The 21119-nt window shown below is 72.7% G+C and carries 18 protein-coding genes; 9 read left to right on the forward strand and 9 right to left on the reverse strand.

Annotated features, from left to right (window positions below):
- Positions 1–133 precede the first annotated feature (133 nt).
- The 3 genes from AC57BS_RS12745 to AC57BS_RS12755 all read right to left on the reverse strand — a co-directional run bounded on the left by AC57BS_RS12745 (position 134) and on the right by AC57BS_RS12755 (position 2868).
- A complete protein-coding gene (locus AC57BS_RS12745; RefSeq protein WP_496411816.1) occupies positions 134–850 on the reverse strand; it encodes a DUF4396 domain-containing protein in 717 nt (238 codons plus the stop codon).
- A 214-nt stretch (positions 851–1064) separates the two neighbouring features.
- Positions 1065–2447 (reverse strand): class II fumarate hydratase, encoded by a 1383-nt coding sequence (locus AC57BS_RS12750; protein ID WP_496411817.1) that lies wholly within the window; start codon positions 2445–2447, stop codon positions 1065–1067.
- Positions 2448–2550: 103 nt separating this feature from the next.
- Positions 2551–2868, reverse strand: coding sequence for a hypothetical protein (locus AC57BS_RS12755; protein WP_496411818.1), 318 nt, complete (start codon positions 2866–2868; stop codon positions 2551–2553).
- A 312-nt stretch (positions 2869–3180) separates the two neighbouring features.
- On the opposite strand from AC57BS_RS12755, the gene AC57BS_RS12760 reads away from it, so the two are divergent.
- Entirely contained in the window at positions 3181–5076 is a 1896-nt protein-coding gene (locus AC57BS_RS12760; RefSeq protein WP_496411819.1) for a penicillin-binding transpeptidase domain-containing protein, read from the forward strand.
- Positions 5077–5089: 13 nt separating this feature from the next.
- Here AC57BS_RS12760 and AC57BS_RS12765 read toward each other — a convergent pair whose 3' ends face one another.
- Positions 5090–5773, reverse strand: a complete 684-nt coding sequence (locus tag AC57BS_RS12765; RefSeq protein ID WP_496411820.1) for a spermidine synthase — start codon at positions 5771–5773, stop codon at positions 5090–5092.
- Between the two features lie 110 nt (positions 5774–5883).
- Here AC57BS_RS12765 and AC57BS_RS12770 point away from each other — a divergent pair, with 110 nt between their 5' ends.
- Complete coding sequence (locus AC57BS_RS12770) at positions 5884–6753, forward strand: MerR family transcriptional regulator (RefSeq protein ID WP_496411821.1); 870 nt, start codon at positions 5884–5886, stop codon at positions 6751–6753.
- Between the two features lie 21 nt (positions 6754–6774).
- Here AC57BS_RS12770 and AC57BS_RS12775 read toward each other — a convergent pair whose 3' ends face one another.
- Positions 6775–7002 carry a hypothetical protein gene (locus AC57BS_RS12775; protein ID WP_496411822.1) on the reverse strand — a complete coding sequence of 76 codons (228 nt, stop codon included), beginning with the start codon at positions 7000–7002 and terminating at the stop codon, positions 6775–6777.
- A 111-nt stretch (positions 7003–7113) separates the two neighbouring features.
- Between AC57BS_RS12775 and AC57BS_RS12780 the strand changes: the two genes are divergently transcribed.
- Positions 7114–7977, forward strand: coding sequence for a MerR family transcriptional regulator (locus tag AC57BS_RS12780; RefSeq protein WP_496411823.1), 864 nt, complete (start codon positions 7114–7116; stop codon positions 7975–7977).
- A 16-nt stretch (positions 7978–7993) separates the two neighbouring features.
- On the opposite strand, the gene AC57BS_RS12785 is transcribed toward AC57BS_RS12780, so the two are convergent.
- Both AC57BS_RS12785 and AC57BS_RS12790 read right to left on the reverse strand, forming a co-directional pair.
- Entirely contained in the window at positions 7994–9706 is a 1713-nt protein-coding gene (locus AC57BS_RS12785; RefSeq protein WP_496411824.1) for a fumarate hydratase, read from the reverse strand.
- Between the two features lie 11 nt (positions 9707–9717).
- Positions 9718–10104 carry a PLD nuclease N-terminal domain-containing protein gene (locus AC57BS_RS12790; RefSeq protein ID WP_496411825.1) on the reverse strand — a complete coding sequence of 129 codons (387 nt, stop codon included), beginning with the start codon at positions 10102–10104 and terminating at the stop codon, positions 9718–9720.
- A 227-nt stretch (positions 10105–10331) separates the two neighbouring features.
- Here AC57BS_RS12790 and AC57BS_RS12795 point away from each other — a divergent pair, with 227 nt between their 5' ends.
- Genes AC57BS_RS12795 through AC57BS_RS12810 form a run of 4 tightly spaced genes read left to right on the forward strand, consistent with a single transcriptional unit; the run spans position 10332 to position 14171 of the window.
- Entirely contained in the window at positions 10332–11456 is a 1125-nt protein-coding gene (locus tag AC57BS_RS12795; RefSeq protein WP_496411826.1) for an ABC transporter substrate-binding protein, read from the forward strand.
- Positions 11348–12334: an ABC transporter permease gene (locus tag AC57BS_RS12800; RefSeq protein ID WP_496411827.1), complete on the forward strand. Its 987-nt coding sequence runs from the start codon at positions 11348–11350 to the stop codon at positions 12332–12334. The genes AC57BS_RS12795 and AC57BS_RS12800 overlap by 109 nt, the downstream gene beginning before the upstream one ends.
- Complete coding sequence (locus AC57BS_RS12805) at positions 12331–13125, forward strand: ABC transporter permease (protein WP_496411828.1); 795 nt, start codon at positions 12331–12333, stop codon at positions 13123–13125. Before AC57BS_RS12800 ends, AC57BS_RS12805 begins: the two co-directional genes overlap by 4 nt.
- A complete protein-coding gene (locus AC57BS_RS12810) occupies positions 13122–14171 on the forward strand; it encodes an ABC transporter ATP-binding protein (RefSeq protein ID WP_496411829.1) in 1050 nt (349 codons plus the stop codon). Before AC57BS_RS12805 ends, AC57BS_RS12810 begins: the two co-directional genes overlap by 4 nt.
- Before the next feature lie 252 nt (positions 14172–14423).
- Here AC57BS_RS12810 and AC57BS_RS12815 read toward each other — a convergent pair whose 3' ends face one another.
- Positions 14424–15203 carry an isocitrate lyase/PEP mutase family protein gene (locus tag AC57BS_RS12815; RefSeq protein WP_496411830.1) on the reverse strand — a complete coding sequence of 260 codons (780 nt, stop codon included), beginning with the start codon at positions 15201–15203 and terminating at the stop codon, positions 14424–14426.
- 65 nt (positions 15204–15268) lie between these two features.
- On the opposite strand from AC57BS_RS12815, the gene AC57BS_RS12820 reads away from it, so the two are divergent.
- The gene (locus AC57BS_RS12820) at positions 15269–16345 is read left to right on the forward strand and encodes a flavin-containing monooxygenase (RefSeq protein WP_496411831.1); all 1077 of its coding nucleotides are present in this window, start codon (positions 15269–15271) and stop codon (positions 16343–16345) included.
- Positions 16346–16402: 57 nt separating this feature from the next.
- The gene (locus AC57BS_RS12825; protein WP_496411832.1) at positions 16403–18109 is read left to right on the forward strand and encodes a CapA family protein; all 1707 of its coding nucleotides are present in this window, start codon (positions 16403–16405) and stop codon (positions 18107–18109) included.
- Positions 18110–18134: 25 nt separating this feature from the next.
- Here the strand turns inward: AC57BS_RS12825 and AC57BS_RS12830 are convergent, their stop codons facing one another.
- Entirely contained in the window at positions 18135–21011 is a 2877-nt protein-coding gene (locus tag AC57BS_RS12830) for an ATP-binding protein (protein WP_496411833.1), read from the reverse strand.
- Positions 21012–21119: the final 108 nt, after the last annotated feature.

Below are 21119 nucleotides of genomic sequence, written 5' to 3' on the forward strand. Positions count from 1 at the left end.
GACCCGATTCGGCTGCGGCACCCGGTGCCGCCCGGTCAGGATGCGCCTGAGTGATCGGCGGCGCAGCTCGTACGTCGCTACGCGAGCCGCGCGCTCACGACGCTGGGCCAACCGGGGGGTTGGGGCGAGGTGGTCAGCTCGACCGCAGGAGGGCGAGCTGACCACCGTCCGTCTCCGCGTCGGGGATCTCCGCGACAGGGTGCGCCGGCGCCTGCGCGTGCCCGGTCGTGGATGACGCGCCGAGCTCGTCGGCGATCGAGACGACCAGGCCGCCGAGCATGAAGGCGGAGATGGCCGCGACCAGCGCCGAGGTGGTCAGGGCCGGGATGAACCGGCGCGCGCCGACCGGCTCCGCGTCCATGTAGCCGTGGGTGAGCGCGTGGCCCTTGCCGCGCGCCAGCAGGTAGCGGTTCACCGGCCAGGCTGCGAAGAACGCGGCGGTCAGCGCGATCATCATGGAGAGCCAGAAGACCGGGTTGACCAGTCCCGCGTCCATCGCGCCCGGGATGATCGCCATGACCAGGTTGTCGACGAGCTCCATGGTCGCGATCGAGAGGGTGTCGGCCGCGAGCACGACGGTCAGCGCCGTGCCGACGCCCAGTCCGGCGCGCAGCAGCGGCAGCGTCGACAGGGCGTAGCCGAACAGGAACGCCAGCCCGACCGCGATGGCGATCGTGGCGAGGGTGCCCAGCCCCAGGGCGGTGCCGATCATCAGGCCGAGGATCTCGCCGATGGCGCAACCGGTCAGGCAGTGGAGGGTCGCGGAGAGCGCCATCGCGTTGGTGCCCATGTCGTGGTGGGAGCCCTGGTGCACATCGTGGTGCGGGGCTTGGTGCGAGGTGTGGTCCATACGTCGGAACATACCCCCGGGGGGTATCTTGGTCAAGAGGCGTGACGGTGCAGATCGCCTCGGGTGACCGCGCTGGGGTGCCCGGATGACCGCCTGTGAGGCATCCGCTTCTCGATGTGACTCGTCGGTCGGCGACTTGGGTCGGCGATCGACGCACCCGCAAGCCCACCGGTGAACGGCCCGCGACCGGTTCGTGCCGGGGCGTCCCTGAGGGTCAGCGCCCCGTCATCGAGTCAACGTCGAGGGCGGCGTCGAGCTGCTCCTCGGTGAGGTCGCCGCGCTCGACGTAGCCCATCGCGATCACGGTCTCGCGGATGGTCGCGCCGTCGGCGAGCGCCTTCTTCGCCACCTTGGCGGCCTGCTCGTAGCCGAGGTGCGCGTTGAGGGGGGTGACCACCGACGGGGAGGACTCGGCGTAGCGCCGCATCCGCTCGGTGTCGGCGGTGATCCCGTCGACGCAGCGCTCGGCGAGGAGGACCGTCGAGGTGGAGAGCACGTGGATTGACTCGAGCAGCGCGTGCGCCATCACGGGCATCATCACGTTGAGCTCGAAGCTGCCGGCGGCGCCGGACCAGGCGATGGTGGCGTCGTTGCCGATCACGCGCGCGCAGACCATCAGCGTCGCCTCCGGGAGCACGGGGTTGACCTTGCCCGGCATGATGCTCGACCCCGGCTGGAGGTCGGGCAGGTGGATCTCGGCGAGCCCTGTGGTCGGGCCCGAGGACATCCAGCGGAGGTCGTTGCAGACCTTGGTGAGGCCGACGGCGATGGTCCGCAGCACGCCGGAGAGCTCGACGAGCGAGTCGCGGGTGCCCTGCGCCTCGAAGTGGTTGCGCGCCTCGGTGAAGGGCTGCCCGGTCCGCTCGGCGAGCGCCGCGATCGCCCGCTCGGCGAAGGCGGCCGGGGTGTTGATCCCGGTGCCGACGGCCGTGCCGCCCAGCGGCAGCTCGCGCACGCGGGGGAGGACCGCCTCGAGCCGCTCCGCACCGAGGCGGAGGGTGGCGGCGTACGCCCCCATCTCCTGACCCAGCGTGACCGGGGTGGCGTCCATCAGGTGCGTTCGCCCCGACTTCACGGCGTCGGCGAACTCCTCGGCCTTGGCCTCGAAGGCCGTCGCCAGCCGGTCGAGGGCCGGGAGCAGGTCGTCGACCACCGCGAGGGTCGCGGCCACGTGGATGCTCGTCGGGAAGGTGTCGTTGCTGCTCTGCGAGGCGTTGACGTGGTCGTTGGGGTGGACCTCGACGCCGGCCTGCGCGGCGAGCGTCGCGATCACCTCGTTGGCGTTCATGTTGGAGCTGGTGCCCGAGCCGGTCTGGAAGACGTCGATGGGGAACTCGCCGTCGTGGGTGCCCTCCACGATGGCGTCCGCAGCGGTGACGATGGCCTGCGCCTGGTCGTGGCGTACGACGCCGAGGGCGGCGTTGGCCGTCGCGGCGGCCGCCTTGACGTGGGCCAGCGCCTGGACGTGCCGGGGCTGCAGGGTCAGGCCGCTGATCGGGAAGTTCTCGATCGCGCGCTGGGTCTGGGCCCGCCAGAGGGCGTCCCGAGGCACCTCGACCTCGCCCATGGAGTCGTGCTCGATGCGTGTCTCGTTCACGCGCTCGACGCTACTCCTCACCCGACGGGGCGAGACGGCGGACGCCCCGCCGCTCCGGTGAGGGAGTCAGCGAGGCGTCCGGGGAGAGGCGCTGCAGGGGAGGTCAGCACCAGGGGTAGATGAAGAGGCTGTCGTCACCGGCCCGGTGGTCGGCCAGCACGACGGAGAGGGGCAGCGGGTCGGGCAGCGACGCCACGTCGGTGGTTGCGCGGGGAGCCACTCCGTACGCCACCGCGGCCGCGATGGGCAGTCCGGACTCGGCCACCGTCGAGAACAACCCCTCGGACTTGAGCGTGCTGATGCCGGCGCGCATGCAGTCGGTGTCGGGCTTGGCCTGGGCCGCGGCCGGTGCGAGCACGACGGTGGCGACGCCGAGCGAGAGGGCGGCGAGCGAGGTGGCGGTTCGGGTGGTGCGCTTCATGGCGATCTCCTCGTGGGGGGTCAAGGTCTGGAGTCCAATGCACCACACCGGAGCAGCGCTTGTCGAGGGTTTGTCCAATGTTTGTCCCAAGTCTGTCCACCCTCTGCGAGGAGCGCGGCCTCGACCTCTTGGTAACGAGTGAGTTGCCAATGGCCCATGACCCGTGCGCCGCGAGTCGTCGACCTGGCCGCCGACACCTGCGGGTGCTCGGCGACCACCCGGCCTTCAGCGACCACTACCGCGCCGAGCTCTCCTGACGCCCCCCGGCGTGGTCCCTTGGAGCGATCACCACCGACCCGGGACCATGGGGCCATGCGACTGCGTCTCGGGACCCGCGTCGGCACGGCGGCACTCCTCGTGGGCGTCGCGTCGGCCTGCTCCGCACTCGGCGGGGAGGACGGCGACCCCGCCGCTGACCTCGCGGACGACCTCGCCGCCGCGCTCTCCGACCACTCGCTGGGAGAGGTGCCGCTGGTCGACGAGCGCATGCGGGCCGCGTTCGCCGAGCTCGTTGCGCCGCTCGCCGAGGTGCCGGTCGCGGTCGACGTCGTCGACGTCACGGAGGTCGAGGAGGAGGGGCGCGCAGACGCCACCCTCGCCTGGCGCTGGGAGGTCGCGGACGGCGCGGTGTGGGAGTACGAGACCTCGGTGGCGCTGACGCAGGGCGGCGACGGGCAGACCTGGGCGGTCGGCTGGGCGCCCGACGACCTCGCCCCCGACCTCGCCGACGGCGACAGCCTGGGCCTGCGCACGATCACGCCCGCACGCGGTGACATCACCGGGGCCGAAGGCGCCGTGCTCGTGACCGAGCGCCCGGTGCTGCGCTACGGGCTCGACAAGACCAAGGTCCAGGGCCCCCAGGTGGGGCGCAGCGCCCGACGCATCGCCCGCATCCTCGACGTCGACGCGGCGTCGTACGTCTCCCGCGCGGAGGCCATGGGCGCGGAGGCCTTCGTCGAGGCGGTCGTGCTGCGCGAGGACGACGCCCGCGAGGTGCTGCCGGCCTTCCGCAAGGTCCCCGGCGCGCTGGCGGTCAACGACACGCTGCCGCTTGCCCCGACGCGCGAGTTCGCCGCCGCCCTGCTGGGCCGGGTGGGACCGGCCACGGCCGAGATCGTCGAGGAGTCCGACGGTGCCATCGTCGCGGGCGACGAGGTGGGCCTGTCCGGGCTCCAGGCCCGCTACGACGAGCAGCTGCGCGGCGCGCCCGGCACGGCGGTCGTCGCCCGCGACGCCGACGACCGGCTGCGCACGCTCTTCGAGGCGCCGGCGACCGACGGCACGGACCTCCTCACCACCCTCGACCCGGCACTGCAGGACAAGGCCGAGCAGGCCCTCGCCACCCTCGGTGACGGTGCGGCCGCCGCCGCGCTCGTCGCGATCAGGCCGTCGGACGGGGCCGTGCTCGCGAGCGCCAACGGGGCCGGCGCGGCAGGGGCCGACCTCGCCTCGACCGGGCAGTACGCCCCGGGGTCGACGTTCAAGGTCGTGACCTCGCTCGCCCTCCTGCGCAACGGGATGCGCGTCGACGACGTGGTGTCGTGCCCGGCCACGACCGTCGTCGACGGCCGGTCGTTCAAGAACTACGACGACTACCCGGCCTCCGCGGTCGGGGACATCACGCTCACCCAGGCCATCGCCCAGTCCTGCAACACCGCGCTGATCGGCAACGCCGGGCGGCTCGGCGACGGCGAGCTCGCTGCCGCCGCCCAGGCCCTCGGGCTGGGCACGGACCACGACCTCGGCTTCCCGGTCTACTTCGGGCAGGTGCCGCCGCCGGAGACCGAGACCGGAGCCGCGGCCGACATGATCGGCCAGGGCACCGTCCTGGCCAGCCCGTTCGCGATGGCGACGGTCGCCGCCTCGGTCTCGGCCGGTCGCGCGGTGCTGCCGGTGCTCCTGCCGCAGCACGAGGTCCAGCAGGTCCCGCCCGAGGTGTCGCTGACCGGCGCCGAGGCCGGAACGCTGCGCGGGTTGATGCGCGCCGTGGTGACCACGGGCTCGGGACGGTTCCTCCAGGACGTGCCCGGCGAGATCGGCGCCAAGACCGGCACCGCCGAGTACGGCGCGCCCGACGCGTCCGGCTCGCTGCCGACCCACGCGTGGATGATCGCGACCCGCGGCGACCTCGCCGTCGCGGTGTTCGTCGCGACCGGGGTGTCGGGCTCGCAGACCGCCGGCCCGGTGCTGGAGGCGTTCCTGCGCTGACGCCCGAGGAGGGTCAGCGCCGGGCGAGGTAGAGGAAGTACTGCTCCGGGCGGTCCTGGAGCAGCACGTCGTGTGCCTGCTCCTCGGCCTCGCCGAACACGGCGCGCATCGCCTCGAGCAGGTCCGGCGCGGCGGCCGCGGACCACACCACCAGGACGCCTCCGGGTCCGAGGACCTCGTGGCACCGCCGGAGGAACCGCTCCTCGTAGACCGCCTCGTTGGTGTCGTGCACGAGGTAGCCCGGGCCGTTGTCGACGTCGAGCAGCACCAGGTCGTACGTCGAGCGCGCCTCCGCGATCGCCATCGCGATGTCGGCGTTGACGACCGTGGCGCGGGTGTCGGCGAGGATCGCGGGTCCGTGCGGCACGGTGCCGTCGCGCATCCACCGGACCAGCGGCTCCTCGATCTCGACCACGACCGCCCGCTCGACCCGGGGGTCGGCCAGCACGCGCTGCAGGGTGAAGCCGAGGCCGAGGCCGCCGATGAGCACCGCGGCGGGCTCGTCGACCAGGGCGAGGGCCTCCGCCGCCAGCTCGATCTCGCTCGTGGTCTCGAGGGTGTCCATCACGAAGACGCCGTTGACGCGCAGCTCGAGCACGTCCGGCGCGGTGCCGGACGTACGCCGGCGCAGCAGCACGTCGCCGCGCTCGGTCTCGACCCGGGCCACCTCGGTGTGCTCCACCTCCACGCTGTCCACGCCGACATCCTGCCCAACGCCGGGCGCGGGAGTCGTACGGGTCCCCACCGACACGCGCTCGGCGCGGCGAAAGGCTCCCCACACGCCGCTCCGGCGACTACCGTGATCAGGTGTACACCGTAGGACGGGTCGCGGAGCTGACCGGCGTGCCGAGCGGCACGCTGCGCAAGTGGGAGCAGCGCTACGGCGTGGTCGTGCCCCAACGGTCGGCCGGCAACTACCGCCTCTATGACGACGAGGCCGTACGCCGGCTGAGCGTGATGCGCAGCCTGGTCGACGCCGGCTGGTCCGCCCACGAGGCCGCCCGGCACGTGGTGGCCGATACGGCCGCTGCGGAGGCGACGCTCGCCCGCCCGGCCGAGCCGGCCTCCGAGGACCGCTTCGAGACGATCGTGGGCTGTGCCCAGGACTTCGACGGCCCGCGGCTCGATCGGCTGCTCGCCGAGGGCTTCGCGGACATCGACGTGGTGTCCGTGGTCGACGACTGGCTGCTCCCCTCGATGGTGCACCTCGGCCGGGCCTGGCAGCGCGGCCGGGTGTCGGTGGCGGGGGAGCACTTCGTCACCGCGGCCGTGCACCGCAGGCTGGCCGAGGCGTTCCAGGGCATGCAGCCCGCACCCAGCGGCGGACCGCGCGTCGTGGTCGGCCTCGCCCGCGGGGCGCGCCACGAGCTCGGCGTCCTCGCCTTCGCCACGGTGCTGCGCTCGCGGGGCGTGGCCGTGACCTACCTCGGCGGCGACCTCCCCCTCGAGGCCTGGGTCGACGTCGTCCGGCTCGTCGAGCCGGAGGCCGTGGTCCTGGCCGTCCCGACCCTCGAGGACGTGCCGGCCGTGCGTGAGGCGGCGGAGGCTCTGGCGCCCCTCGCCCCCGTCCTGCTCGGCGGCGCCCACCAGGCCCAGGTCGACGGCCCGCGGCACCTCGGTCACCTCGCCGGTGCAGCGGCCGCCACCCTCGCGACCCGGCTGGGCGCCGTCAGCTGAGCTCCGCGGCGCCCTGACGGGTCAGCGCGCGCTGCGCACGACGGGTGCGCACCCGCTGCCGTACCACTGGTCGCCGATGATCTGGATACGGCAGGGGCGGTCGGTGGACGGCGCCTCAGGCACCGCCGGCGAGACGATCAGGACGGAGCCGAGGGCGGAGGCGGCGATCGCCACGATCCCGGCGGTCCGCAGCCGACGGTTGGTGCGCACGTCGTTGCTGGTGAGCAGCATGTCGGCCGTCGTCGTCATGGTGTCTCCCCGGTCGGGCACTGCGGCTTGTCCACAGTTTGTCCACTGTTGGTGGAAAACGAACACTAGGGACTTGTCCACCGTTTGTCCAAAGTTGGGTACCCTGTGGGCGTGTACACCGTCGGCCGCACCGCAGAGCTCACCGGAGTGCCGCGCGAGACCCTCCGCAAGTGGGAGCAGCGCTACTCCGTCGTCGCCCCTGCGCGCACCGAGGGCAACTACCGCCTCTACGACGACGAGGCCGTCCGCCGGCTCTCGGTGATGCGCGACCTGGTCGACTCCGGCTGGTCGCCGCGCGAGGCCGCCAAGCGGGTGCTCGAGGAGCCGGCGGGTGCGGTCAGCGTCCTGCCCGGTGCCGACTCCCCCCTCTCACGCCTCGACGAGCTCGCGGGCTGCGGTGAGGAGTTCGACGTGGTGCGGCTGGAGAGCCTGCTCGACAAGGCCTTCGCCGAGGCCGACCTCGCCGTCGCGGTGGACGAGTGGCTGATGCCGTCGCTGGTGCGGCTTGGCGAGGCCTGGCAGCGCGGCACCGTCAGCGTGGCCGGCGAGCACTTCGTCAGCGCCGCCGTGCTGCGGCGGCTCTCCCAGGCCTTCCACCAGCTCCCGCACCCGGCGGACGGCGCCCCGCGGGTGATGGTCGGCCTCGCCCGCGGGTCGCGGCACGAGCTCGGCGTCATGGCCTTCGCCATGGTGCTGCGCAGCCGCGGTGTCGGCGTGACCTACCTCGGCGCCGACCTCCCCGTGGAGTCGTGGGTCGACACCGTACGCGCCCTGGAGCCGGCCGCGGTCGTGCTCGCGGTGCCGACGGTCGAGGACCTGCCCGCCGTACGCGAGGCCGTGCAGGCGATCGCCCCGCGGACCAGCGTCCTGCTCGGAGGCGCCCACCAGGGGCGGGTCGAGGGAGCCGAGCAGCTCGGCCACCGCATCGGTGAGGCCGCCGCCGGGCTCGCCGACCGGCTCGTCGCGGCGAGCTGAGGCGGGCTGACCCGGGCTACTGCGCCGAGCGGACCCGGATGCCGGACAGGGGCACCGTGGTCGTGCCCGCCGGGTCGGTGAAGAAGTCGTTGCCCTTGTCGTCGACGACGATGAAGGCCGGGAAGTCCTCGACCTCGATCTTCCAGACGGCCTCCATGCCGAGCTCCTCGTACTCGACGACCTCGACGGACCGGATGCAGTCCTGGGCGAGCCGGGCGGCCGGTCCGCCGATGGAGCCGAGGTAGAAACCGCCGTGCGTGCCGCACGCCTCGGTGACCTGCCTGGAGCGGTTGCCCTTGGCCAGCATGACCATCGAGCCGCCCGCGGCCTGGAACTGCTCGACGTAGGAGTCCATGCGGCCCGCGGTCGTGGGCCCGAACGAGCCGGAGGGCATGCCCTCGGGGGTCTTGGCCGGGCCGGCGTAGTAGACCGGGTGGTCCTTGAGGTAGGCCGGCATCTCCTCGCCGGCGTCGAGGCGCTCCTTGATCTTGGCGTGCGCGATGTCGCGCGCCACGACGAGCGGGCCGGTGAGCGAGAGCCGCGTCTTGACCGGGTGCTTCGACAGCTCGGCGAGGATGTCGGCCATCGGCTGGTTGAGGTCGATGTCGACGACCGCGCCACCCTCGATGTCGTGGGCCATGCCGGCGTCGGGCATGTAGTGCGCGGGGTCGGTCTCGAGCTGCTCGAGGAAGACGCCCTCGGGCGTGATCTTGCCGAGCGCCTGCCGGTCGGCCGAGCACGAGACCGCGATCGCGACCGGGCACGAGGCGCCGTGGCGGGGGAGGCGTACGACGCGGACGTCGTGGCAGAAGTACTTGCCGCCGAACTGCGCGCCGATGCCGAAGGACTGGGTGAGCTCGAAGACCTTCTCCTCCAGCTCGACGTCGCGGATGCCGTGCGCGCTCATCGATCCCTCGGTCGGGAGGTCGTCGAGGTAGTGCGCGGAGGCGTACTTCGCAGTCTTGAGCGCGAACTCCGCGCTCGTGCCGCCGATGACCACCGCGAGGTGGTAGGGCGGGCACGCGGCGGTGCCGAGCGAGCGGATCTTCTCGTCGAGGAACTCCATCAACCGCGTCGGGTTGAGGACCGCCTTGGTCTCCTGGAAGAGGAACGACTTGTTGGCCGAGCCGCCGCCCTTGGCCATGAAGAGGAACTTGTACTCCGGGCTCTGCTTGCCATCGGGGCCGGCCTTGGCGGGGGTGGAGTAGATCTCGATCTGGGCCGGCAGGTTGGTGCCGGTGTTCTTCTCCTCGAAGGTCGTCAGCGGCGCCAGCTGGGAGTAGCGCAGGTTGAGCCGCGTGTAGGCGTCGTAGACGCCGCGGCTGATCGCCTCGCCGTCGTCGGCCCCCGTCAGCACGCCTTCGGACTTCTTGCCCATCACGATCGCGGTGCCGGTGTCCTGGCACATCGGCAGCACGCCGCCGGCGGAGATGTTGACGTTCTTGAGCAGGTCGAGCGCCACGAAGCGGTCGTTGCCGGAGGCCTCCGGGTCGTCGATGATCTTGCGCAGCTGGGCGAGGTGGCCGGGGCGCAGGTAGTGGCTGATGTCGTGCATCGCCTCCTCGGTGAGCCGCCGGATCGCCTCGGGCTCGACCTCGAGGAACGTACGTCCCCCGACCTCGACGGTGGAGACGCCTTCGGTGGTGATCAGCCGGTAGGGCGTCTCCGGCGCGCCGTTGGACCCGGCGGTGGGGAGGAGGTCGGAGTAGTGGAATTCAGCGGCGCTCACGGCCGCTGATGCTACGCCGGGTCGGCTTCCTGGCCGGCGTCGCCCTCGCGCTCGCGCCGCTTCTGCTCCGCGGCCCGTCGGCGCTGCTCCTCCGCGCGCTCGCGCACCTTCTTGAGGAACTCCTCGTCCGCCGCGGGGTCGGAGGCCGCGAACCGCCCCGGGCGGTCGTACTCCGGGAACGCGCTCGCGCTGCGCTCGTGCGGACCGGTGCGTCGCGGCGCCCGTACGGGTCGGCCGGCGAGGAGCCAGGCGATCGAGCCGATGAAGGGGAAGAACAGGATGAGGAGGATCCACCACACCTTGCCGAGGTGGCGGACCTCGTCCTCGCGGCTGGTGATCGCCTGGACGAGGCAGAACACTGCCAGCACGAGTGGCACCAGGAAGAGAGCGATCCGCACGTCGAGACCCCCGCAGGTCGGCCCGGCCGGGGCCCCGGGCGGTGGGGACCACCCGCCGCGGCGGCAGCGTACCGCTCGGCGAGGGATGCCGCGGTCGGTTGGCGCGAACACCTCGGATTCATCGGTCGGACGCAATCCGGCCATTCGGGAGTAGCCTCCGATGCGACGGGACCCACGAGGCTCCGCCCGGCACCCGCCGATCTCGGACCAGCACTCATGGAGGTCACGTGAACACCCGCAAGGCACTCATCTCCCTCGCCGCGACGGCGACCCTCCTCTCGGTCGCCGCGTGCGCGGCACCCGAGCAGGAGTCCGACACCACCACCGAGAGTGGTGTCGACGCCGCGACCGCCACCTCCGCCGAGGACTTCGGCAGCATGGACGAGCTCATCGCGGCCGCCCAGGACGAGGGTGAGCTCAACGTCATCGCGCTGCCTCCGGACTGGGCCAACTACGGCGAGATCATCGAGACCTTCTCGGAGAAGTACGACATCGAGGTCAACTCCGACCAGCCCGACGCCGCCTCCCAGGACGAGATCAACGCCGCCAACGACCTCGCGGGCACCGACCGTGCGCCCGACGTCTTCGACCTGGGCCAGTCCGTGGCGCTGGCCAACACCGACATGTTCGCGCCCTACCAGGTCGAGACCTGGGACGACATCCCCGACGAGTTCAAGGACCCGGACGGCGCCTGGGTCAACGACTACGGCGGCTACATGGCGATCGGCTACGACTCCTCCGTCGTGCCCGAGGTGACGTCGGTGGCCGACCTGCTCAAGCCGGAGTTCAAGGGCAAGGTCGCGCTCAACGGCGACCCGACCCAGGCCGGCGCCGCCTTCAGCGGCGTGATGATGGCGGCCGTCGCCAACGGTGGCTCGGCCGACGACATCGCGCCCGGCGTCGACTTCTTCTCCGAGCTCAAGGCCGCCGGCAACTTCCTCACCGTCGACCCCGACTCCACGACGATCGAGCAGGGCACGACGCCCGTCGTCATCGACTGGGACTACCTCGGTGCCGCCGCGGCCGCCAACGTCGACACCTGGGAGACCGTGGTGCCCGAGGAGGCCGTCGTCGCTGGCTACTACTTCCAGGCGATCAACGCCGACGCGCCGCACCCGGCCGCCGCGCGGCTGTGGCAGGAGTTCCTCTACAGCGACGAGGGCCAGAACCTCTGGCTCGAGGGCGGCGCCCGCCCGGTCCGCGGTGACGCGATGGCCGAGGCCGGCACCATCGACGAGGAGCTGTGGGGCGCGCTGCCCGAGGTCTCCGGCGAGCCGGTCATCCCGACCGACGAGCAGACGGTGACCGCCGGCGAGTACCTCGCCGAGAACTGGTCCAAGGCCATCCGCTGAGCACGACCACTGCGAAGGGGGGCACGGGCCGACGGTTCGCCGTCGGCCCGGCCCTTCCGCTGCTCCCGTTCCTGCTCTTCGTCCTGGTCTTCCTCGTCGTCCCGACCCTCACGGTCGTCGTCGGCGCCTTCCAGGACGAGGACGGCCGCCCGACGCTGGGCAACCTCGACGCGCTCACCAGCGAGGCCGCGCTCACCGCGCTCAAGGGTTCGCTGATCCTCTCGGCGTCGACCGCGCTCATCGGTGCCGTGCTCGGCGCCCTGCTGGCCTACCTCATCGTGTCGATGCCGCCGCAGAGCATGGTGCGCCGCGCGACGCTGGCCGTCAGCGGGGTGCTCGCCCAGTTCGGCGGCGTCGTGCTGGCCTTCGCGTGGATCGCGACCATCGGCCCGGTGGGCGTCCTCACCCAGGCGATGTCCGACCTGCTCGGCGCCGACATCTACGGCAGCGGCTGGCTCTTCGGCCTGCCCGGCCTGGTCGTCGTCTACTCCTACTTCCAGATCCCCCTGATGGTGATCGTGTTCGCGCCGGCCTTCGACGGGCTGCGGCCGCAGTGGCGCGAGGCCGCGGTCAACCTCGGGGCGAGCACCTGGGCCTACTGGCGCCACGTCGCCCTGCCGTTGCTCACTCCGGCCTTCCTCGGCGCCCTGCTGCTGCTGTTCGCCAACGCGTTCGCGGCGTACGCCACCGCCGCCGTACTCGTCAGCCAGGGGCAGCCGATCGTGCCGCTCATGATCCGCCAGGCCATCACCAGCGAGGTCCTGCTCGGCCAGGCCAACGTCGGCTTCGCGCTCGCGCTGGAGATGATCGTCGTGGTCACGATCGTGATGGTGGGCTACAACGTGCTGCTGCGGCGTACGTCGAGGTGGCTGCGATGAGGCAGTCGACCGGGTTCAAGGTGTTCCGCGCCGTCGGGCTGCTGGTCTTCGCGGCCTACTTCTTCGTGCCGCTGCTGGCGATGTTCGACTTCTCCACCCAGGTCCGGGGGAGCGCCCCCGGGCGCACCTGGGACAACTGGTCCCTGATGGTCACCGACGAGGACCTCCGGTCCTCGATCGTCGCGTCGCTGCTGCTGGCGCTCTTCACCGTGGTCCTGATGGTCGTGCTGCTCGTGCCCACGATGGTGTGGGTGCGCCTGCGCGTGCCCAGAGCGCGCGGGCTGGTCGAGTTCCTGTGCCTGCTGCCGCTCACCATCCCGGCGCTGGTGATCGTGGTCGGCATCAGCAACGTCTACTCGTGGGTGACCTACCTGCTGGGCGACAGCGCGCTGGTGCTGACGTTCGCCTACGTCGTGCTGGTGCTGCCCTACTCCTACCGCGCCATCGACGCCGCACTCTCGGCGATCGACGCCGCGACCCTCTCGGAGGCGGCCCGCTCGCTCGGCGCCGGCTGGTTCACCGTGATCGTGCGCATCATCATGCCCAACATCACCGGCGGCATCCTGGGCGCCGCCTTCATCGCGGTGGCGCTCGTGCTCGGCGAGTACGTCTTCGCCTCGCTGCTGCACTTCGACACCCTCCCGGTGGCGATGGCGGCGCTCTACAAGAGCAACGGGCCGGCAGCCATGGCCGCCGCCCTCGCCTCGATGATCCTCGTGGCCGTGCTGCTCGTCGGCCTCACCTTCCTCAGCCGGGACCGGCACAGGCACGACCAAGGAGCCTCCTCATGACCGACCTCAGGACCGAGCGCGGTCTCGCCGTCGAGCTGACCGACCTCACCCGCGTCTACGGGCAGGTCCGCGCGCTGGACGGCCTGACCCTCAGCATCGAGCCGGGGGAGCTCGTCGCCCTCCTCGGACCGTCCGGCTGCGGCAAGACCACCGCCCTGCGCATCCTCGCCGGCCTCGACACCGCGACCTCCGGGACGGTCTCGGTCGGCGGCAAGGACCTGACCCGGGTCCCGGCCAGCAAGCGCGACATGGGGATGGTGTTCCAGGCCTACAGCCTGTTCCCCCACATGACCGTCATCGACAACGTCGGCTTCGGCCTCAAGATGCGCGGTCGCGACGGCGCCGCCCGGCGTACGCGGGCCGGCGACATGCTCGACCTCGTCGGTCTCGCCGAGCACGCCGACCGCTACGCCCACCAGCTCTCCGGCGGCCAGCAGCAGCGCGTCGCCCTCGCCCGAGCGCTGGCGATCGAGCCGTCCGTCCTGCTCCTCGACGAGCCGCTCTCGGCCCTCGACGCCAAGGTCCGCGTCCAGCTGCGCGACGAGATCCGACGGGTCCAGATCGAGGTCGGCACCACGACGTTGTTCGTCACCCACGACCAGGAGGAGGCGCTCGCCGTCGCCGACCGGGTCGGGGTGATGAACGCCGGTCGCCTCGAGCAGCTCGCGCCCCCCGCCGAGCTCTACTCGGCCCCCGCGAGCAAGTTCGTCGGCGAGTTCGTGGGACTCAGCAACCGCCTGCCGGCGGACGTCCGGGGCGGGGTGGCAGTCGTGCTCGGCCAAGAGGTGCCGGTGCTACCGGGCTCGACCTCCGGCACGGGCCACGCGCTCGTCCGCCCGGAGGCCGTCTCGGTCGTCCCCGACGCCGACGGCCCGGCGAAGGTGGCCACCGTGATGTTCCTCGGGCCGTTGTCGCGGGTCACCTGCACGCTCTCCGACGGCACCGGCGTCGTCGCGCAGCTCGCCAGCACCGAGGCGCTGCGCCTCCAGCCGGGAGACCCCGTACGCCTCGAGCTCGCGCCGGAGCCGGTGCTGGTCATCGCCTGAGCTGGGTCGTAGCGGCGGTCGACGCCCTCCCGACCCCTCCCGACCTCTCCCGACCCCACGTGGAGTAGTCCAGTGGGATCTGGCTGCCGGGGTGTCCACAGATGAGCCGGAACTCACTGGACTACCCCGCGGGTGGTCTCCACGGGGGTAGTCCAGTGGACAGTGGTCGTGATTTCGGTCGTGAGGCAGCCGTTGCCCACTGGACTACCAGGGCGGGCAGCCGTTGCCCACTGGACTACCCCCTCGTACGCCTCACCGCCAGGGCGCCACGAGCGCGGCCAGGTCGGGCGCCAGCTCCTTCTGCAGGAGCGGGCCGAAGGTCACGCGGTGGACGCCCATGACCTGCAGGTCCTCGAGCGATCCGGCGGCCGAGCCCTTGCGCGGGTTGGCGATGACGTTGACCGGTCCGGCGAGCTCGTCGAGGAGCCGCTGGAGGGCTGCGGCGTCCGGTGCACCGACGGGGTAGCTGCAGCGGGAGCCGGCCTCCTCGCAGGCCAGCAGCCGGGTGATGGCCTCGGCGACCGGGTCCTCGAACAGGTCCTTCTTGATGAAGGCGTCGGTGCGCGCGTTGATGACCAGGTCGACCCCGGCCGCGTCGGCGGCCTGCCGCAGGCCGCCGATGTAGTCGGCGTGCTCGGCCACCGACCGCATCCGGCCGCCCTCGGAGTGCACGGTGTCCTCGATGTTGAGACCGACGGCCCCCGCCTCGAGGAGCCGCTCGACCAGCTCGGCGGGAGCGGCGCCGTAGCCGGACTCCATGTCGGCGGTGACGGGGACGCCCGGCACTGCGCCGCAGATGCGGCGTACGCCGTCGAGGGCGTCGTCGAGCGTCATGTCCTCCTTGTCGCCCTGCCCGCGGGAGTCGGCCAGCGGGTGGCTGCCGATGCTCAGCGCCTCGAAGTCGGCCTCGGCGACGACCGTCGCGGACCAGGCGTCCCAGACGTTGGGCAGGACCAGCGTGGTGCCGGTGTGGTGCAGCTCGAGGAGCCGGGTGGCCAGGGCGGAGAGGTCCGAGCGAGAGGAGGTGTCCATGGCGTCGAGGCTGCCACGCCCGCGCCGCCGGGCATAGGCCCGGACGGAGGGGCGTTGCACCCCACGTGAAGGACCACGACCGGCTTCTGGAGTCACTGGTGATCGGCGCGGGGCAGGCGGGGCTCGCGGCGTCCTACTTCCTCCGCACCCGCGGCGTCGACCACCTCGTCCTCGACGCCAACCCCCGCCCCGGTGGCGCCTGGCAGCACCGCTGGGCCTCGCTGAGCATGGACGACGTCCACGGGGTCGCCGACCTTCCCGACTCGTCCGCCCCCGACCGGTCGCGGCGGGCGGCGAACCTCGTCGTGCCCGACTACTTCGACGGCTACGAGCGCTGGCACCACCTCCCGGTCGTACGACCCGTGCGGGTGGACCGCGTCGAGAGCGAGGGCGACCTGCTCCTGGCGCACGCCGCCGACCGCACGTGGCGCACCCGCACGCTGGTCAACGCCACCGGCACGTGGACGCGCCCCTTCGTGCCCTACTACCCCGGCATCGCCTCGTTCGCGGGGGAGCAGGTGCACACCGCGCACTACCCGGGCCCGGAGCACTTCCGCGGCAAGCGCGTGCTGGTCGTCGGGGGCGGCGCCTCCGCGGTCCAGCTCCTCGGCGAGGTCGCCCCGCTCGCCGACACGCTCTGGGCGACCCGCCGACCACCGGTCTGGCGTGAGGACGACTTCGACGCGTCCGCCGGCCTGGCAGCAGTGACGGCCGTCGAGGAACGCGTACGCCGGGGGCTGCCGCCCGCGAGCGTCGTCAGCGTCACGGGCCTCGCCCTGCGCCCGCAGGAGCAGGAGGCTGCGCGGCTCGGGGCGTACGACCGGCTGCCGATGTTCGAGCGGATCGAGCCCGACGGCGTGCGCTGGGCCGACGGGCGCTTCGAGCCGGTCGACGTGATCCTGTGGGCGACGGGGTTCCGGCCGGCCGTGGACCACCTGGGGCCTCTCGGCCTGCGGTCGCCGGAGGGCGGGATCGCCCTCGTGCCCGTCCCGGGCAACGTCCAGGGTGCCACCACTGCGGTGCGCGACCCGCGGGTGCAGCTCGTGGGGTACGGGCCGTCCGCCAGCACCCTGGGTGCCTCCCGCGCAGGCCGGCAGGCGGCCCTGGCCGTGTCGCGGCACCTGGCTGCGGCCGCCGCCTGAGCTCGAGTCCAGCAAGGCTGGACAAACCTTCAACCACCCTTGGGGCACAATCGAGGAATGGAGGGACGGGGGCGTCACCGCGCAGCGGTGGTGGCCTGCGCGCTCGTCGCCTCCGCCTGCACCTCCGCGCCCGCCGACACCCCGGGTGACCGGGTCGAGCCGACCGTGCCGTCGGCGAGCAGCACCACCACCACCCGGCCGGCCCGCGAGGGCGAGGTCACCCTGGCGTTCGGCGGTGACGTCCACTTCGAGGGAGGGGTGGCGCAGCTCCTCGATCGTCCGAGCCAGGGCCTGGGTGCGATCGGACGGACGCTGCGCGCCGCCGACGTCGCGATGGTCAACCTCGAGACGCCGGTGACGCAGCGCGGGCGCCAGGACCCCAAGGAGCTCGAGAACGCCGGCGACCGCTACTGGTTCCGTACGGGCCCCCGCGCCCTCGACGTGCTGGGAGCGGCCGGCGTCGACGTCGTCAGCGTCGCCAACAACCATGCCGGCGACTACGGAGCCGTCGGGCTCGAGGACACCCTCGCCGCCGGGCGGCAGCGCGGCATCGCGATGGTCGGCGCCGGGCGGGGCGCCGCGGCGTACGCCCCGCACGTCGTCGAGGTGGGTGACCTCGAGGTCGCGTTCCTCGCCGCCGACGGGGTCCAGCGCGAGGGATCCAGCGACGTGTGGTCGGCCCGCCCGGGCGCTCTCGGCACCGCCTCCGCCCGCGGGAGCAACACCGCCGGCCTGGTCGCCGCGGTCGAGGCGGCGGCCGCGCAGGACCAGCTCGTCGTCGTCTACCTCCACTGGGGCAAGGAGTACGAGTCGTGCCCCACCCAGTCGCAGCGCATGCTCGCCCGCGACCTCGCCGACGCCGGGGCCGACGTGGTGGTGGGCAGCCACTCGCACGTCCTCGGCGGTGCCGGCTGGGCAGGCGACACGCTCGTCGCCTACGGCCTGGGCAACTTCGTCTGGTACCACGACCGGCAGGCCCGGACCGGCGTCCTGTCGGTGACCCTCGACGCGGGCGGCGTCGTCGGGAAGTCGTGGACCCCGGCCCGGATCTCGCCGGTCGACGGCCGGCCGTTGCCGGTGACGGGCGCCGACCGGACGCGAGCCGTCGCGGACTTCCGCGCCCGCCAGCGCTGCACCGGCCTGGCTGCCGAGCGCGGTGCCGCGCAGGCGGACGACCCGGCGTACGAGTCGTCGGTCAGCCGGATCGACGCCGACCTCGCCGAGCGGATGCGTCGCAGTCACCGGTCGGGCTGCCCGGTGCCGCTGCGCGACCTGCGCTACCTGCGGATGACGCACCGCGACTTCGACGGCCGCGCCCGCACCGGCGAGATGGTCGTCCACCGACGCTTCACCGGTCCGGTGCGCGAGCTCTTCGGTCGCCTGTACGCCACGGGCTGGCCGATCGCGCGCATGCGGCTCGTCGACGACTACCGCGCCGACGACGACCTGTCGATGGCCGCCAACAACACCTCGGGCTTCAACTGCCGCCGCGTCGCGGGGCAGACGAGCTGGTCGCAGCACGCCTACGGCGAGTCGATCGACATCAACCCCGTCCAGAACCCGTACGTCCGGGGAGGGCGCGTCGACCCGCCCGCCGGCCGTCCGTACGTCGAGATCGACCGGGGCCGCTCGGCCCCCTTCCGGCTCGGCGTGATCAGGACCGAGGACCTGGTCGTGAGGGCCTTCGACCGCATCGGCTGGGAGTGGGGCGGCTACTGGGTGTCGTCGAAGGACTACCAGCACTTCGCGGCGCGCAGGCCCTGACGGGGGCACGCCCGGCATCGTCCGCCTAGGCCCGGCCGGCCGCGGTGTCGGCGATGGCCTGCGCCAGCGGTACGTGCTCGCGAGCGCCCGCGGCAGCCCTCCTCAGCAGCCCTTGCGCCCGGGTGCCCTCGCCGTCGCGAAGCGCGCACTGCGCGGCTCGCCAGCGGTAGTACGCCGCGTCATGGGCACCCTCGAGCCGGTCCCAGGCGGCCGCCGCAGCCGTCCAGGCGGCGACGGACTCGGATCCCGCCAACGCTGCGGCGTCGGCGAGGAGGGAGGCACGCTGCGCAGCCAGGTTGGGGTCGTCCCCGCCGGCAGTGCCGACCAGTCCGCAACGCTCGGCCAGCCGGTGGAGGTTGTCGACGTGCCCAGAGGCCCCGCGGTGGGCGGCGAGCCGGGCTGCAGCGACCAGCGCGGGTGCGACCAGGCGGACGGGCGCCGTGCCTGCGACGTCGTCGAGCTGTCCGAGCACGTGGTCCAAGGTCGGCTGGTCGGCACCTGTCCACAGGGCGACGTCGGCGGCCCACATGAGGAATTCCAGATCTCGCGGCGCACTGGTCGACGGCTCGGCACAGATCTGGGCGATCCGGCTCCTGGCCGCCTCTGTCAGCCCCAGTCGGGAGTCGATGACAGCCCGTGCCGCGTGCAGCGGCCAGTGGTCGGCGTCCCACGGCGCGTCGGACGGCGTGGCGACGACCCGCTCGGCCTCGGCGACGCGGCCACCGCGCAGGAGCGAGAAGGACACGTTGACCCGGACCAGCATCACCTGGGGATTGTCGAAGTCGTGCTCGCGTGCGACGGCAAGCGCAGCCCGGCCGGCGGCGACGACGGCATCCGGTGGTGCTCCCGTGGTCAGCAGCATGTCTGTCGCGTAGACGCCGAGCCGCACGTCACCGAGCGGGTCGTCCACCACGCGCGAGTCCGGACCCGCGCTCGTCAGGAGTGCCATGCCTCGCTCGACGTTGCCGGCGATCCCGGCGTGCCAGGCGACGCGCATCAGGGCGTCGCGCAGCAGGATGGGATCGCCGAGCTCGCGGGCCGCGACGACCTCCTCGTCCGCCACGGCCCGCGACTCGGCTGACCGACCCATCGCGAAGAGCAGGAGCTGCTTCCGGTCGAGTGCTCGCACCTTGCCCTCGCGGACCGGCAGGCGGTCGTGGATGGCCAGGGCTTCATCGAGGAGCGCCAGACCGCTCTCGAAGCCTTCGGGGTCGCCGCGATAGATGGAGCGACGGAACAGCAGGTCGGCACGGTCTCCTTCGTCGGCCTCGGCCACGCACTCGTCCGCGGCCTCGCTCAGTGCTGCTGCCTCGTTGAAGCGGAAGGAGGCGCGAAGCGCGTCCATCGCGCCCACGAATGCCTCCGCCCGGGTGACGGGGGTGTCCGGGTGAGGCGACCCGGCTGCCGGCCAGATCTCGATGACGCGCAGCCAGTGCTCGGCCTCCTGCCGTCGGTCGAACCGTTCCGCTGCGCGCCGGGCCGCCGAGACGCGCCACCTGAGCTCCTCGGCGTGCTCGCCTGCCCGCCGCCAGTGCTCCGCGATCTCGGCAGCCTCGGGGTCCGGCTGTGCCCCGAGTGCCCGGGCGAGCGCCCGGTGGATCGGCTGACCCTCACCCGCGACGAGACGCCTCTGGACCGCCTCGGCGAGCAGCGGGTGCTCCAGCTCGGCTTGCTCGCCCGTTCTCGTGCGCAGCAGCCGCCGCGCGCTGAGCTCGTGGAGGACCTCCGTGAGGTCCTCCCCACCCAGGCCGCACACCGTCGCGAGCGGCGCTGTCGGCAGCGGGCGTTCGGCCAGCCCCAGGGTGCGGACCACGGACCACGCCGGCCCGGAGAGCCCGACCAGTCGACGGTCCAGCAGGTCGGCGAGGATGCCGGGAAGTCCGGTCCCGTCGTCGAGGTGGGCGGCCAGCTGCTCGGTGAAGAGCGGCTGGCCCTGGGAGCGCGCGTGGATGACGTCGACGTGCGCTGCGTCGGCACCCAGCAGCTCGAGCTGGTGAGCGGTCTCGTCGCGACTCAGGGCGCCCAGCGCGAGGACACTCGTCTCGCGGAGGCGGCGTACACGCCCGAACCACTCCTCGGTCGAGTCGGGTGTGGCCGGATCGCTGGATCGCCAGGTGCCCACCAGCGGGACGGATGACCTGCCTCCGACCAGGTGCTCGAGCAGGTCGAGGGTCGCCGAGTCGGACCAGTGCAGGTCCTCGACGACGAGGACGGTGCGGCCGTCGGCTGCCATGGCCTTCAGGACCGAGGCGATCGCGCTGAAGAGCAGGACACGATCGTCGGTCCTCACGGGGTCGCCGGTCGTCGTGCCCAGCTCGGGCACGAGCGACGACAGAGTGGGCGCGACGAAGGGAGGGCAAGCGGCCACCACGTGTACGAGACGTGGGGTGTCAGCCTCGTAGGCGGACCTGAGGCAGTCGGCCACCGGCAGCAGCGGGATCTCGGTGGAGAGGGGCAGGCAGCTGCCCCGAGCGACGACGACGTCGGTCCTCGCCGCCGCCGCGGTCACGAGGGTGGTCTTGCCGATGCCGGCCTCTCCGGTGACGAGGAGGAGCCCGGTGCCGGTCTCGAGGTGGCGGCGTACGGCGGCGAGCTCGGCGTGGCGACCCGCGATCCGGGGCGCGGGGGCTGGTGCGCCGTCGGTGGGGGTGGAGGCGGCGAGCCACAGGTCGTGGAACTGCGTCGTGTCACCGTCCATGGCTTCGACGAGGACCTCGAGGGTGCCCCATGTGGGGAGGCCGGGCTGGGAGAAGGTCTTGGAGACGGTGGTGTGGGAGACGCCGGTCTCACGGGCGAGGGTGCGCAGGCTGGGCCAGCCGGCGCGGTGGTGCAGGTCGTGCAGGGCGTCGACAAGGTCGCGGTGGGCACCCGGCGTCAGCTCCGGGCGGGGGAGTGCGCTCACGAACGCCCCCTTCCGCCGATGATGGCGCTGACACCAGAATCGACCCGCGCCGCCCTCGTGTCCACGCGATATGGCGCGTGGTCCGGACCGCGCTCCGACCACGAGCGG

It is taken from the genome of Nocardioides sp. BGA-UO-ETr-FS32 (assembly GCF_059567905.1).

Bases quoted from the DNA above. Each gene is read 5' to 3' on its own strand.
- AC57BS_RS12760 (WP_496411819.1), top strand. From the start codon at position 3,181: ATGCGACTGCGTCTCGGGACCCGCGTCGGCACGGCGGCACTCCTCGTG.
- AC57BS_RS12805 (WP_496411828.1), top strand. From the start codon at position 12,331: ATGAGGCAGTCGACCGGGTTCAAGGTGTTCCGCGCCGTCGGGCTGCTG.
- AC57BS_RS12755 (WP_496411818.1), bottom strand. From the start codon at position 2,868: ATGAAGCGCACCACCCGAACCGCCACCTCGCTCGCCGCCCTCTCGCTC.
- AC57BS_RS12815 (WP_496411830.1), bottom strand. From the start codon at position 15,203: ATGGACACCTCCTCTCGCTCGGACCTCTCCGCCCTGGCCACCCGGCTC.
- AC57BS_RS12810 (WP_496411829.1), top strand. From the start codon at position 13,122: ATGACCGACCTCAGGACCGAGCGCGGTCTCGCCGTCGAGCTGACCGAC.
- AC57BS_RS12745 (WP_496411816.1), bottom strand. From the start codon at position 850: ATGGACCACACCTCGCACCAAGCCCCGCACCACGATGTGCACCAGGGC.
- AC57BS_RS12775 (WP_496411822.1), bottom strand. From the start codon at position 7,002: ATGACGACGACGGCCGACATGCTGCTCACCAGCAACGACGTGCGCACC.
- AC57BS_RS12825 (WP_496411832.1), top strand. From the start codon at position 16,403: ATGGAGGGACGGGGGCGTCACCGCGCAGCGGTGGTGGCCTGCGCGCTC.